Source organism: Metaplanococcus flavidus (assembly GCF_042675885.1).
GTDB classification, from domain to species: Bacteria; Bacillota; Bacilli; order Bacillales_A; family Planococcaceae; genus Planococcus; species Planococcus flavidus.
In genome coordinates this window covers 355,923-370,894 of record NZ_JBHTKI010000008.1, presented here as the reverse complement: position 1 = coordinate 370,894, position 14,972 = coordinate 355,923, and the positions used below count along the sequence as shown (strand labels likewise).

10 protein-coding genes are annotated in these 14,972 nt (G+C 46.6%); 8 read left to right on the top strand and 2 right to left on the bottom strand.

Annotated elements, in window-relative coordinates:
- The first annotated feature begins 95 nt into the window (after nt 1-95).
- From ACFQ1X_RS06795 to ACFQ1X_RS06760, 8 genes are read left to right on the top strand one after another with little or no spacing between them, the layout of a single operon-like run.
- Nucleotides 96-2,456, top strand: coding sequence for a hypothetical protein (locus ACFQ1X_RS06795; protein ID WP_144837712.1), 2,361 nt, complete (start codon nt 96-98; stop codon nt 2,454-2,456).
- The gene (locus tag ACFQ1X_RS06790; RefSeq protein WP_144837710.1) at nt 2,453-3,388 is read left to right on the top strand and encodes an ABC transporter ATP-binding protein; all 936 of its coding nucleotides are present in this window, start codon (nt 2,453-2,455) and stop codon (nt 3,386-3,388) included. The genes ACFQ1X_RS06795 and ACFQ1X_RS06790 overlap by 4 nt, the downstream gene beginning before the upstream one ends.
- The gene (locus ACFQ1X_RS06785; protein WP_144837708.1) at nt 3,385-4,224 is read left to right on the top strand and encodes an ABC transporter permease; all 840 of its coding nucleotides are present in this window, start codon (nt 3,385-3,387) and stop codon (nt 4,222-4,224) included. The genes ACFQ1X_RS06790 and ACFQ1X_RS06785 overlap by 4 nt, the downstream gene beginning before the upstream one ends.
- 12 nt (nt 4,225-4,236) lie before the next feature.
- The gene (locus tag ACFQ1X_RS06780) at nt 4,237-5,637 is read left to right on the top strand and encodes a putative sodium/potassium/calcium exchanger (protein ID WP_144837706.1); all 1,401 of its coding nucleotides are present in this window, start codon (nt 4,237-4,239) and stop codon (nt 5,635-5,637) included.
- A gap of 18 nt (nt 5,638-5,655) precedes the next feature.
- A complete protein-coding gene (locus tag ACFQ1X_RS06775) occupies nt 5,656-6,648 on the top strand; it encodes an AAA family ATPase (protein ID WP_144837704.1) in 993 nt (330 codons plus the stop codon).
- Nucleotides 6,645-7,505 (top strand): DUF58 domain-containing protein, encoded by an 861-nt coding sequence (locus ACFQ1X_RS06770; RefSeq protein WP_144837702.1) that lies wholly within the window; start codon nt 6,645-6,647, stop codon nt 7,503-7,505. Before ACFQ1X_RS06775 ends, ACFQ1X_RS06770 begins: the two co-directional genes overlap by 4 nt.
- A gap of 11 nt (nt 7,506-7,516) precedes the next feature.
- Nucleotides 7,517-9,250: a vWA domain-containing protein gene (locus ACFQ1X_RS06765; RefSeq protein WP_144837699.1), complete on the top strand. Its 1,734-nt coding sequence runs from the start codon at nt 7,517-7,519 to the stop codon at nt 9,248-9,250.
- On the top strand, nt 9,231-11,816 hold the full coding sequence (locus ACFQ1X_RS06760; protein WP_144837697.1) for a VWA domain-containing protein: 2,586 nt from the start codon (nt 9,231-9,233) through the stop codon (nt 11,814-11,816). The genes ACFQ1X_RS06765 and ACFQ1X_RS06760 overlap by 20 nt, the downstream gene beginning before the upstream one ends.
- A 58-nt stretch (nt 11,817-11,874) precedes the next feature.
- On the opposite strand, the gene ACFQ1X_RS06755 is transcribed toward ACFQ1X_RS06760, so the two are convergent.
- Nucleotides 11,875-13,086 (bottom strand): MFS transporter, encoded by a 1,212-nt coding sequence (locus ACFQ1X_RS06755; protein ID WP_144837695.1) that lies wholly within the window; start codon nt 13,084-13,086, stop codon nt 11,875-11,877.
- Nucleotides 13,087-13,893: 807 nt separating this feature from the next.
- On the bottom strand, nt 13,894-14,970 hold the full coding sequence (locus tag ACFQ1X_RS06750) for an ABC transporter substrate-binding protein (RefSeq protein WP_144837693.1): 1,077 nt from the start codon (nt 14,968-14,970) through the stop codon (nt 13,894-13,896).
- Between the last annotated feature and the right edge of the window lie 2 nt (nt 14,971-14,972).

Here is a 14,972-nt window from a genome sequence, read left to right as displayed (position 1 = left end):
AGCGGACAGCGACCAGCTGTCCGCTTTTTTTAGCTTAAAGGAACTAATTTCCTATTGGGGCGTACTAATCTATATAGGAGACAAGGGGGTGCATTATGCAGAAACGGCTTTCAATTGGCCTTATTATTTTTTCAGTATTCATTATTTGCAATTTTCCAATGAAGGCATCCGCTGAAGCAGATATTACCATCGATGCGGAAGCCGGTTTTGACAACAAGGTTAAATACAATCGGGGAGTACCGGTACAGATTACTGCCTCCAACAATGGAACGGCATTTTCCGGAGATCTCATTCTCGATTATTCCGAAAGCTATAACATAGGGGCGGGCCTCACAGTGCCACTCGATCTGGCAGCAGGAGAGAGCAAGACCTTTCAGCTGTCTTTGCCGGGAATGATGGACAATAGTTATTCTGGCAACGGTATCATGAATCAAACAATTTTCATTTATGAGGATGGCTGGGAAACGGGACGTTCCATCGACTTCCGTGGTACCAAATCACTTCGCCCAAATTATTATAATCCTGAAATCCTATTTATTGCTGCGTTGACCGAAAATGCCGACAGGTTGCGGGCGCTTGATGAACTGCAGCCAATAAGCGGTTCAAATGCGCAAGTCTTTCATTTCAATCAGCAGAGCGACATTCAGTTGCCCACTGATGTTTTAGCATGGGACACATTGGATTATTTGGTTTTAGATGATTTTCCATACAGCGATTTGCCACTCGAAACGCAGCAGACGGTAATGACCTGGCTCGATCAGGGAGGCAAAATTATTGTCGGGGCGGGGAGTAACCTGGAAGCGGCAACAGGCAATCTTGCTGATTTGCTTCCTTTAGAACTTTCTTCTCCTGAAGAAACAGCTGTACCTTTATTGGAGAGCCCGGTTGCAGCTTTCAATGCTGAATTGAATGATGGTGCACGGGTGATTCTGGAACAGGACGGCAGAATTTTGGCTGCAGAAAAAACGGTCGGGAGAGGTGCTGTGATTCAGACCGCTTTTTCACTTGGCGATGAACCCGTGACTACTCAACCGGGTTATGAACAGCTTCTAATGGGTTTACTTGATGCCGACCAGTCGGTACAGGCCTTTCAACAGAATCAGTCCATCAAAGAGAGAATGGCCATTGAAATAGGCAGAACAAATGAGTTGTTCGAAAGCTTTGCAGTTTCCAAAACCGCAATGTTCATCATTATCCTTTTGTATATTATCGTCGTGGTGCCAATTCTTTATATTGTCTTGAATAAAAAAGGCAAAAGGGAATATGCCTGGATGGCAATTCCGGCGATGGCCGTCCTTGCCTCTCTTGGAATTTTTGCTGCGGGCGCTAAGGACCGAATCGCAAATCCTCAAATTCAGCAGACAGGTTTTTTTGAAGTGGACGGCGATGGCGGGTTGAATGGATTTTATATGAATACACTCTTGTCGAATCGGAGCGGTAATTATGTATTTTCTTCACCTTCTGCAACAACCATGACGGCGACAGCTGGAAATCAGTTTTCCGGTGGACACAGGCACGATACTGCAATTCTTGAGAGCGGATCAAATGCAAGCAATTTAACAATCCGGAATATGCGATATTGGTCCGTTGCTTCCATTATAGGCGAATCTCACATTAACGGAAGCGGCGAATTTGAAATTGAACTGTCCCTGGAAAACGGCAATTTATCCGGCACAGTCCGAAATGCTTTTCCGTTTGCGGTCCAGGATGCAGCAATCTGGACAGGAACACGTCTGATGTCTATGGGGGATTTTGATCCGGGTGAAGAAAAGCAGGTAGCAGAAGTGGTGCAATCTGATTTGTTGCAACCCATATCTCCAATCGGTCAAACAGTTGGTCCACAAACAATGGCAAATGAAGAGCAGTTGAACGAGGCACGAAAACAGAGTGCGCTGGCGATGTCCTATGAACATCTCACCCACAGTGCAAGTTCACCGTATATAATCGCTTATACAAATGATGCAATTATTCCAGTTTCGTTGGAGTCACAGGAAGCCAGAATATCCGCCATCCATCTGCTGGCCCAAAGCTTTGAGCCGAATCTCAGCTTTGACGGGCAATTCAGCATCAATTCTGATGACTTGTCAATTGAGATGAAACCAATGAACCCACAGCTCATGATCCAGGATTATCCGGATAATCCTTATTTCTTCGGCTTGGAACCCGGAGGGTATATAGTGCAATATCAATTGCCCACCGCTTTGATGAGCGGTGAAACTACGTGGTCCGAACTTGAGATTTTGACAACTGCATCAGATTTGGTGTTTTCTGTTCTGCAGGTGGACACTGGAGAGTTTGAAACATTGTCGTCCGGCTCTGCAAATCTTTTTGAAAACAGCGATAGCTATATTTCAGATGAAGGCATAATCGAAATCAAATTGGATAAAGCGCAACAGACCGGCTATTCGGAAGTGACAATACCTGCAATTGAATTGGAAGGGGAGGTGCAGCCATGATTGAGATAAAAGGATTGACGAAAAAATATGGGTCCTTTTATGCTCTGAAGGATTTGAACTTGAAAATTGAAGAAGGAACAGTTTTCGGTTTTGTCGGAGCCAATGGTGCAGGGAAATCCACAACTTTTTCAATCCTGGCGACACTTTTGCAGCCGACCGCCGGAGAAGCCTGGATCAACGGAATCAGCATTTCGCAATATCCGCAGGAAGTGCGCAGGCAAATCGGTTACATGCCTGACTTTTTTGGTGTATACGATCAACTGAAGGCGGAAGAATACCTTGATTTTTACGGGGCCAGTTATGGATTGAATCCAACAGAGAGAACAGTTTTGATTCCTAAACTTCTTGAGTTGGTTAATCTCTCGAATAAGCGTGAAGAATATGTGGATCTCCTATCCAGAGGGATGAAACAGAGGCTTTGTCTGGCACGGGCATTGATCCATGACCCGAGTGTTCTGATTCTCGATGAACCGGCTTCGGGATTGGATCCGCGTGCGCGCGTCGAAATGCGGGAAATCTTACGCGAATTAAAAATGATGGGCAAAACGATTTTGATTTCTTCCCATATCCTTCCTGAGCTGGCGGAAATGTGCGACAGCATCGGTGTCATTGATTCTGGTGAATTGGTTGCCCATGGCTCTGTCAAAAGCATTCAGGAAAAACTTCAGAACGAAAAAGTGATTCGCGTTAAGATATACGGTCCGCTGGATGATGCTGTTTCATTCTTTGAAAACGATCCGCAAGTTTCCCAACTTTCGGTTATCGCTGATCGGCACATGGTCCAGTTTCTTTATAAAGGCGACAACGCCGACCAAATGGCATTACTTCGCAAAGCCATGGCAGCGGACCTTCCTGTATTAGCTTTCACTGAGGAAGAAACGAATCTAGAAGATGTCTTCATGGAAATAACGAAAGGGGTGGAATCGCTATGAGGGAGCTCCTTTCAAATCCTGTGCTGGTAAAAGAGATAAAACTGCGATTTCGAAATGCAAAAAGTTTTACAGGGCTGTTTTTCTATCTGATGGTGATGGGAATTTTCGTTTTCGGCTTTGTTTATCTGACCAGTTCGGTTTCGGGCAGCGGTTTTTTCCGTCCCGATGAAAGTTTTCTTCTTTTTACGATGTTGAGTTTTATCCAATTGGGGCTTATCCTTTTCATCACTCCAGGGCTCACTGCCGGAACGGTCAGCAGCGAGCGCGAAAAACAGACTTTGAATATCCTGTTGACCACCGCACAGAGCAGCTTCCAGATTATTTTCGGGAAATTGCTGTCCTCTATAGCATTCCTATTGCTGCTGCTGGTGTCAGGTCTGCCAATCTATAGTATGGTATTTTTATATGGCGGGGTATCGCCAAGCCAGGTTGCTGTAATATTCCTGTTTTATTTTTTGACTTTATTGGCCATCGGCAGTTTGGGCGTCATGTATTCAACCGTGACCAGACGTACTGTAGTATCCATGATCGCCAGTTTCAGCACGATGATTTTTCTGACAGTGGTCACTGGATTTTTTCTGATTTTGACCGTTTCGCTATCTCAAGCTGCGATGGGCACCGGAGTTTCCCCACTCAGCTACCTGTGGGCGAGCATCAATCCGGCAGTGGTCCTGATGACTTTGCTCGAGCCAAGCTGGAACGCAGAAATCATCAATATTACAGGGATTTCCATTCCGCTATGGGTGAGTTATGCGATATTTTATATCTGCATATTCCTGGGTTCGATGTGGCTGTCAGTCAGTAAATTGCGGGTCAATATGAATAAATACAGATAAGGAGAATGTTTTATGGACAACAGGAAAATCGCGAATTTCATCCGTAAAGCGAACCGTCGCCTGAAGCTGCAATTCATGTCAAAAACGCTTCAAATTGCCTTGGGGCTTGGATTGGCGTCGGCGCTTATCGTGACGCTGTTTTCAAGGTTGTCCATTTTTCCTTATTATGGATTTTATGCATATTCAGCAGCCGGGCTCATCATCGCAATTGTAATTGGGATGAGGATCAGCAAGATGCCCCGGCGCGAGCAGGCGATTTTTGAATTGGACCAGTATACACCTCATAATCAATTGCTTACCCTATTGCAGACACCTGTTGAAAATTCATTGGCAGCTGATTTGGCCAAAAGGACCGAAAAAGATATTCATTTCAGCTATCGATTGTTCAAACAAGAAAAGAACGATTGGTTTTCGGCGAAATGGCTGCTGGTTTCTTTAGGGCTTGCCATATTATTGCTGATCTCCTCACTATTTCCGGCTTCCAGCCAACTCGCAGCAAAAGACCATGAGCAGGAACAGGAATTAATACAAGAAATGATTGAAGAAGTGGAAAAAATAAAGGAACAAGGAGATTCATCCGTTGTCAGAAATGAGCTCGAGAGCCTGGAAGAAAAACTGGCCGAAAGCGAAACAGCAGAACAGGCTTTGCGTGAATTGGTGAAGAAACAAAAAGAGCTGGCGTTGAAACAGCAGGAGAAAGAAAAAGAAGATAAAGATAATGCAGCTGAAGAAGCCGACACCTTGGAACATGCTTCTTCACAATTGGCTGAGCAAGCAGGAAAAACCCAGACAGCATTGAGCGAAATGGGGAAATCGGTAGCGTTTGATCTGCAGGAATCGATTGCTGCAAATGATCTTTCCGGAGAAAATCCTGAAAGCAGCCAAGCTGAACCGAAGAACGGCAACGGTCAAAATGAATTGGCAGAAGAAGGTCAACAGGAAGACGCTAGCAGCGGGCAATCGGACAGCAGCCAGGGGGAAGGCGGTTCCGCTGAAGATGGTTCCGAACAAGCTTCCGGTGAGGAGGCGGGTGAAGGGTCAAGTGATGAATCGAATGATGCACAAGAAGGTCAAGGGAATTCAGAATCTGCCTCCGGCGGCGAGAGCGCAGCTTCCGGCGAGGGCAACGGGAAAGGCTCAGGACAAGGCTCAGGACAAGGCAGCCGAGAACTGCTCAGTATTCCATCAAGAATCGGTGGTACAGGAGAAACTGCTGTTGACGATGGTGAGTTGTCGGAAGGGGAAACAGAATCTTTCGAAGAAGGGCCGGTGGACGCAGAGCGCGGCATCGTGCGCCCTTACCGGGAAGTGGTGGGTTCTTACAGCGATTCCTATTTTTCCAGTGCAGAACGCATGAGACTTCCGCCAGATCTACAAAAGATAGTGGAACAGTATTTTTCAGCAATCGAATAATTGAAAGTGGGGAGAGCGATGACAGTTACAGCAGAACAATTTACGGAAATGAGTTCGAAATTACAGCAGGTCAGAGAGGAAGTCGGGCGCTTTATCGTCGGCCAGGACGAAGCTGTCGAGTTTTCAATTTATTCCATACTTTCAGATGGCCATACGCTTCTTGAAGGCCTGCCGGGAGTTGGCAAAACGATGCTGATCCGTTCGTTAGCGGAAGTGTTGGATCTGTCGTTTTCCCGCATTCAATTTACACCGGATCTGATGCCTTCGGATATTACGGGAACCAGTCTGATAGAGCGGGATCACGCGGGCAGGCAGCAATTCACTTTCCGGGAAGGTCCCATTTTCAGCCAGATGGTGCTGGCGGACGAAATCAATCGGGTAACTCCGAAAACGCAAAGCGCCCTGCTGGAAGCGATGGGAGAGAAAACAGTCACCGTGCTGGGGAATACAAAAGAGATGGCTCGTCCATTCTTTGTTTTGGCTACACAGAATCCAATCGAAATGGAAGGCACGTATCCATTGCCGGAAGCTCAAATGGACCGATTTCTATGCAAAATTAAACTGCCGTCGCCATCGCGTGACGAATTGGCAAAAATCGTGCGACGCACAACAGGCATTGAAGAGATTCGATTGGAAAAGATCATGAATGCGGAACAATTGATCGCTGCACAGCAGCTTGCAAAGGAAGTACTGATTGCTGATGATATCCTGATGGTGGCGGTCGACATAATCCAGCATACGGATCCTGCCCGGTCGGATATAGAAGACGTCAAACGGTTTGTGCAGTATGGCAGCGGACCGCGTGGACTGCAAAGCCTGATTCGTACTGCAAAAGCCCGCGCATTGTCGGAGGGACGATATCATGTCTCCATCGGCGATCTGAAATATGTTGCCAGGCCGGTTTTACGGCATCGGCTGCTGCTCAACTATGAAGGTGAAGCGGAAGGGGCCGACATTGACGCGTTGATCGGCCAGGTGCTGGATGTTTCCGGCAGAGGAAGTGCCAGATGAAATTTCTTCAATTGCCAGAGGACTGGATTTCCCGGCTGGGACGTTATTCAATCGGCACCAGGTCGAAAATACGGGGCCATCATAAAGGCTCCAATCGATCGAGAAGAATCGGTTCTTCGATGGATTTTTCCGATTACAGGGAATACCATGCCGGCGATGATGTGCGGCATATCGATTGGAATGTCTACGCAAGAACGGAAAAAGTCTATATCAAAAGATTTATGGATGAACAGGAAATGCGGATACATATCATGATTGACGGTTCGAAGTCCATGCAGGGCAAATGGCTGTTTACAAAACAGCTGGTTTTTTCACTCGGCTCCATCGTATTGATGAACGATGACAAGCTGACGATTTCTTTCGGTGAGAAAAATACGAAACCTTTCAAACAGAAAGGGAAATCCGCCCAAAAAATGTTCAATCACTTTCTCTCCACTATTCCTGAGGCTGGTGAAGAAGGTTTTGCAGCAACTGCCGACTTTCTGCCAGCGAAAGATTCGACCGTGCTGTTCATTTTGTCGGATGCACTCGAACCCCTTGAACATTGGCAGCATTTTTTCAGCAGGGCAGCAAAGTATTCAAAGGATATCCGTTTCCTGCACATATCGGATCAACAGGAACGGCAACCTCTTTTTCAGGGAGATCTGCGATTGATCGATGATGAAAGTTCAGATGCCTTTAATGTAACCATGACTGAGCGCATTGCAGAGGATTACAACCGGAAGCGGCTCGAACATGTTGATGGCCTGCAGGCTTTATGCCGCAAATACGGTGTCCAATATTTGCCGGTCCATATGGAGGACGGAATACAGAATATCATTATGCACCAATTGGTAAAACAAAAATGGCTCAGATGAGGTGAAGTGTAATGGGTATTTCAAATTGGGGGCTGGCCTGGACATTGATCATGCCCATTGCTCTCATCCTCTATTATTTCTATAGAAAGAAATACAAAGATCAGCAGGTTTCCTCAATTTTATATTGGCAGCAAGTGATGAAGGAAATGCAGGCATCGCCGTACCTGAAAAGCTTGCAGCATCATCTCCTTTTTTATCTGCAGCTGGCAGCACTCCTGCTGCTCGTCCTGTCCCTTTTAAATCCATATTTCAAGTCGGATGGCCTTGAAGGGGAAGAATTCATCTTTATTGTTGATACTTCCGCCTCAATGCTTGCAGGTTCGCCGAGTGGATTGGAGCAGCAAAAGGATTTGATGAAAGATTTGGCGGAAGAGGCACAAGGAAAGCCGGTGACCATCATCAACGCCGGCAGCACGCCTGAAATTTTGATCGGCCGGGAACGGTCTGTGGAAGATTTGCAGCAGGGAATCGAGTCTATTGATTCCGGTTATGAATCCGCAGAAATAGAGAAAGCGGTTTTATTTGCCGAAACTCTGCTTGAAGAAAATTCTGGAGTGATCCATATTTTTACGGATTCACTGGACCGGAATATTTTGGCCAATAAAACCGGAGCGGCATATGAAGTCCATGCCTTGAATGAGAAGCCGGCGAATGTTTCCTTGCGGCAATTCGGTACAGCAGAAGGGGCAACTGGTTACCGGGCAATTGTTCAAGTTTTGAATGACAGTGAATCACCTGTTTCAGGCGCGATTGAGTTATCGGGCGGCGAACATGGTGTCAGCACTGAAATCGAGTTGGAACCGGGGGAAGAAAAACTGATCCCATTCGAAAACTTGCCTGCCAATGAGCTTTGGCAGGCAACACTCGATGTTGAGGACGATTACATATGGGACAATCAGGCATTTACCTTTAACAGCCAATCGGTGGATGCTGTTATCATCGACAATGCATTGCATAATCTGGTTGCCAGGGGCGTTGAATCACTCGGAATCACCGGTAATTCCGCTTCAGCTGAAGAGCTTCCGAACTTCACCGGTATTCCACTAATTACAAACCAAAGCAATCTGATCGGTGGAAATTCGCCGATTTTATTGATCGGCAGAAATGATGAAACATCTTTTGCGGTTTCAGGAGGAGTGGAAACAGGCAACCATCCGCTTTTTGCCTACGCACCGATGGACGATGTGTATATATCTTCCTTGTATCCGGGTTTCGACAACTTCACGCCAGTCGCCACCGTCGACGGCCATCCATTCATCCAATTATCGCCACAAGGGGACATTATAGTTTTGGCGGACATTGAAGCAACCGACTGGCCGCTCAACCCGTCGTTTCCATTGTTTCTCTGGAGCGCAGTCAATGAATTAAGCGGCAGCGATGAATATCTGGGGACCTTTCTGCCAAAAGAGCGCCGGTCAATCGCTCTGGGCTCATCTGGCGGGGAATGGGAAATTTTCAAAGGGGAAGAATACCAATTTTCTCATATCGAAGGCGAAAGCAATTTCTGTGCTCCAAAAGAGCCTGGAATATACCGCGCTGTAAATGATGAAGAAACAAAAACTTTTATCGTCCAATTGAATAATGAAGAAAAAGTCCTCAACAGCGGACAAGATTATTCAGCCGGCAACTTAATCGATACAGAATCTTCAACGGAGCATTCTGTAATTCCTTGGCTCCTGCTGATTATCCTATTGTTGATGCTGGCAGAATGGGAGGTGTACCGTCGTGGAACTTCGTATCGATGAGCCGCTATGGCTATTGCTCCTGCTTCCGATGATATTTTACCTGTTGTTAACGGGTTGGAAAGGATTCAAAAAGGGTTCAAGGCTTTTTCGCGCATCATTCATTTTAAGGATTTTGAGTGTTTCAATCCTGATCTTGGCCCTGGCTTCGCCGGCCATTCATCAGCCGGTTGAAGGAGAGCAGATTATATTCCTGTGGGACCGTTCAGATTCAATGGCAGAGGCTGATACCGGAATTGAGGAACAACTTAATCGGGCAATGGCAGAAAAAGAAGATCATCAGTCAGCAGGGATTTTCACATTCGCTGAAGATTTCCAGTCTTTGGTTCACCTCTCTGCTGATTCGGATCTGCTGCCTGCCGAAAAACCGGTCAATGAATCCGGCAATACAGATATAGCGCAGGCGGTGGAACTGGCTGCGAACAGCGGAGAACAAAATGTGGCTACACGAATCGTGTTGATGAGCGACGGCAATGAAACCCGGTCATCCATTCTGGAGAGCCTCGAGCGCATCAAAGATGACAGAATTACGATTGACGTAATGCCAGTGGAACCGCCAGTAGGCAATGAAGCTGCATTGACTGAATTCCAAACGCCTGCCCAGGCTTTTTTGGGTGAAGAACTGGAGTTTTCATTGATCATCGAAGCTGACCAGGAGAGTACTGGAGAGCTAGTATTGAGCGTCGATGACACCGAAATTGACAGAATTCCGGCACAGCTCGAGCAAGGCAGGAATATTCTGTCCTACACATATAAAGCGGAAAGCGAAGGGCAACTGAAATTCGAAGCCGCCATCGAGATTGAAGGAGACGCATTTCTTCAGAACAATCGATTGACGAGCTTGACGGAAGTGGAAGGCCCGCCGGAAGTATTGATCGTTAGCGGAGAAGGCGACAGCCCAATCGCTGATTTAGTCGATCAGGAAAATATTCAAATCGAAGAAACACCAACTTCCGGTCTGCCGCAAAACTTGTCTTCAATACTTGCCTACGATGCGATCATTTTTGATAATGTATCAGGAACGCAAGTGGGGGAACAGACAATGGCAGTAATTGAACAGGCAGTAAAAGAATTCGGAATGGGCTTTATGATGGTGGGCGGGGATCAGAGCTTCGGTCTCGGCGGTTATTTCAAAACACCGATTGAAGAACTCTTGCCTGTTGCTATGGAAGTCACAGGGAAACACGAATTGCCTTCGCTTGGCCTTTTGATTGTCATGGACCGTTCCGGGAGCATGGCCGGACAGAAAATGGAATTGGCTAAAGAAGCAGCTGCACGGTCAGTCGAATTGCTTCGGGAAGATGACGTCGTAGGTGTTATCGCTTTTGACGACGCGCCTTGGCAGATCGTCCCAACCGGGAAACTTGGAGACCGGCAGCAAGCTGTCGATGATATTCTTTCGGTGGCACCTGGAGGCGGAACGGAGATTTATTCCTCACTTGCAGAGGCATACAGTCAATTGGAAAATAAGGATTTACAGCGCAAGCATATTATTCTGCTGACGGACGGCCAATCTGCATCGCCACATGATCCTTATGAACTGATTGAAAGAGGAGTGGATAACAAAATCACCCTTTCAACAGTTGCAATCGGCCAGGATGCCGACAGTGTCCTGCTCGAATCCCTGGCACAATCCGGCAATGGCAGATTCTATGACGTAAGGGATACAACGACGATTCCAGCGATCCTGTCCCGTGAGACGATTATGATGTCTCGAACTTATATTGTCGACGAACCTTTTACGCCGCTTGTTTATGAAAGTGCCTGGAGCCCTTTATTCACAGACGGAATTCCGCAAATCAACAGCTATATCACGACGACCGCCAAAGATACGGCAAGAGTCGTGGCAGAAAGTGAGCAACAGGATCCGGTGTTGGCGGAATGGAATTATGGACTGGGGAAAACTGTGGCATTCACTTCGGGCAGTGGTGCATGGAGCGGAGAATTTCAGAACTGGAGCAACTGGCCGGCTTTCTGGAATCGGAATATTTCTCAAATCCTGCCTTCTTTCACAGAAATGCCGTTTACGGTTACGAGAAAACAGCAAGGGATCTATACAATCGAAGATCCTTCTCAGGAATCCGCCATTCTCAATGTTGCTGTCATCAATGAAAGAGGAGAAGAAATTGCCATTCAATCTGAACCGGTTGCGCCCGGCAAAATCGACGTCCATATAGATGAAGAGCCAGGGCTCGTATTTTTCAGCATTTCCAATGAAACGGGTGCAGCCTATCGGACAGGCCTGACCATTCCTTATGGTGAGGAGTATCGCAGCAAGCCGGCCAATACGGAGCTTCTAACGACGATTGCGGAACAGAGCGGCGGGCAGGTGCTGGAAACTCTGGAACCTGCTTTCAGGGAAATTCCATATCGCAGCTTTTCTGTTCAGGATATACGGATTCCACTGATCTTGTTGGCGATGTTGCTGTTCTTTGCCGATATTACGATACGCCGGTTCGGCCTTCATTTGCCGGCGCTGTCCAAAAAATTAAATGATCACCCCCTGCCGGCAACTGCCGATAAAGGAATCGAACAATTATTAAAAGCCAAACGGCGGCATACAAAATAAAAACCTGTCCGAATTTTTATCGGACAGGTTTTTCATATCAAAGGAAATTTTCAAATTCTCAGCCCTCCGGTTCAGGGACAATATAGCGTGTTTCCTGGAGCAACTTCTGCTTTTTCGCCGACCAGCTGGATGCAATAAAGAAGCACACCATCAGGATGGCGGTCCCTGCAATATATGGGAAAATCATATTAATATCGAAAAGAATACCGGCAAGAGCAGGTCCAATCATATTGCCGAGGCTCATATAAGCATTGTTCATCCCTGCGGCATAGCCCTGCTGATCACCAGCCAATTTGGAGATGAGCGTATTGATCGCCGGTCGCAGCAGGGAGGCGGCAGTGAAGAATACTGCTGAAACCATCAAGATACTCCAGAAAGCATCAACAAACAGGATGCCGATCATTGCTGCCGCTGATAAGAGAAGGTTTACAAGAATCACTTTCATTTCACCGAAACGCTTGAACAGACGGTCGATGACAAATGTTTGGATGATGACGCCCACAAATCCTCCAATAGTTATGAGTATGGAAATTTCCTTCGGTGTAAACCCATGCTCTTTATCGACGAATAATGCAATTGTGGATTGGAAATTGGATAAACCGAAAGCAAAGATGAACATGACAATCAGCAATACGAAGTAAGGCATATAAATGGAACGCTTCATTTGTTGAAGTAAATTCTCATTTTTGTTTTCTGACTGCTGGATGGTCGGTGCCACATCCGGCAATGCGATATAGGACATGATTGCAGCCAACGTTGCGACCAATGCTGCGATATAAAATGGGAATTGGAGGCTGACTTCTGCAAGAAATCCACCAAAACCGGGTCCGATCATGAATCCCAGTGACATGGAAGCTCCGAGGAGGCCCATTCCTTTACCGCGCTCTTCATAGGTTGTGATATCGGCGACAAAAGCCATCATGGGCGGGATAAGGAATGCTGCCCCGAGGCCGCTGAAAAATCTGGCCAGATACAAAACCCACAACTCAGTGGCAAGTCCGAATACGAGCTGAGACATTCCGAAAATCAGCAAGCCTAAAATGATCAGTTTTTTTCTGCCGTATTTATCGGAAAGTTGACCTGAAAGCGGGGAGAACAGAAATTGGGCAAATGCGAAAGTGGCGATCAATGTACCGAGCACTTGGCCTGCAACACCAAAAGTATCCAAATAGGCAGGCATAATCGGGATGATCAGGCCGATTCCGCTCATGGCGATGAACATATTGAACATAAGGATATATAATGCGATTTTATTTGATTTTATTGCCATCAGGCGTCCTTCTTTCGTATATTACTTCGTGTGACTAAATTTCGTGATATTAACTTTGTTACTATACCCCATTTCAACAAAAAATAAAAGGAAACGGTACGGGGAACAAGTATTTTTGACCGTAGCATTTTCGACGAAGCTAGCGTTGCGTTGCCGGAGCATGGGGTTTAGAAAATATTTCAAAGGCAATTAAATTAATTTTTGCTTTAAATGAAAATAAAAAAAGAGTTAGGCAAAAGAAATTTGCCCAACTCTTTCAGTTTGTTGAGAAAGTAAAAATGAAAACCGATATTCCGCAAAACAGCTTCGCTTGCCTGGGGGCTCGCGCTGAGCTAACTCGGTCTCGTTTCACTTCGCCCGAGTGGATCTCAACACTTCGCTTGGTCCCCTGGGCGTCTTCGCTGTTTTGCTCCATATCTCGGCTCGTCTTCTGCAAAGGAATAGACGTTCAAGCGTATTGCAAGAGGGCAAATGGACACTTCCATTATCAGCACAGAATAGAATGAAGCGGCAGGCGGCGACTCCATCGGGAACCAGAGCGAGTCCTGAGACCCCGCAGGGAAGGTTTGACCGGACACCATTCGGTCGAACCTTTGCGACGAAGCGTGGAACGCTGCAACGGTTTTCTTGTCTCGAAGCTAGCGCAGCGATGCAGAGACAGGAGCATCGGTTTTTCGAAGCGAGCGAGGAGACTCAGGCAGCTCCCCGAGGAAAGCGTCCGTCTAAAGCGAAATGATTTGAGAAGTGAATAGTTTCTCGACAGCCTGAAAGAGTTAGGCAATAGAAATTTGCCCAACTCTTTTTTTGTTACTTCTCCATATCCATTTTAAATTCTAAAAACAGCTCATTATAGACACCGAGCATTTCGAGCCCGAGGTTTTCATAGACTTCAAGCCGCTCACGCATCTCTTCGGTCGGATAGAATCTCTCATCTTCGGTCACTTCCGGATCCATCAATTCTACAGCCGCCTGATTGGGAGTCGAGTATCCGACATAATCGGCGTTTTGGGCGGCTACTTCTGCATCAAGCATAAAGTCGATGAATTCATGTGCACCCTCTACATTATCGGCGGTTTTCGGGATGATCATATTATCGAACCATAGGTTGGAACCTTCTTCAGGCACCGAATAATCGATGTTTTCATTAATCCACATCATGTCAGCGGCCTGGCCGGACCAGGTGAGCGCCACTGCAGCTTCTTCTCGGCGCATCATCTCGACGATTTCATCACCGATGATGGCTTTGACATTCGGCCCCAGGGTTTTCAGTTTATCAGTCGCTTCACGCAATTCGTCCATGTCGGTTGAATTTAATGAATAACCTAAGCTGTTGAGGCCCATTCCAATCACCTCACGAGCCGAATCGACCAGAATGACTTCCTGGTCAAGCGCCGGATCCCACAGATCATCCCAGCTTTCAAAAGTCTGGCCATCAAGAAGGGAAGGGTTGAAGGCTATTCCGACAGTTCCCCAGAAATAAGGGATTGAATATTCATTGCCGGGGTCAAAGGGAAGGTCAAGGAAATAAGGATCGATATTTTCAAGGTTGGTGATCTTTTCAAGGTCAATCGGGTGAAGCAGATCCGATTCCTTCATTTTTTCAATGGCGTATTCGGAAGGCATGGCGACATCATAAGTCGTGCCGCCCTGTTCCACTTTTGTCATCATTGCTTCGTTGGAGTCGAAAGTTTCATAAATGACCGTAATCCCTGATTCCTCTTCAAATTGGCTGACGAGTTCGGGGTCGATATATTCACCCCAGTTATAAACGTTGATGGTACCGCCGCCGCCTGCAGAAGACGAATCTTCCAGCATTGAAACGACGTACATCAAGACCGCTGAAATCAAAATGATTGCTAAACTTGCGCGTACAATACTTTTCATGG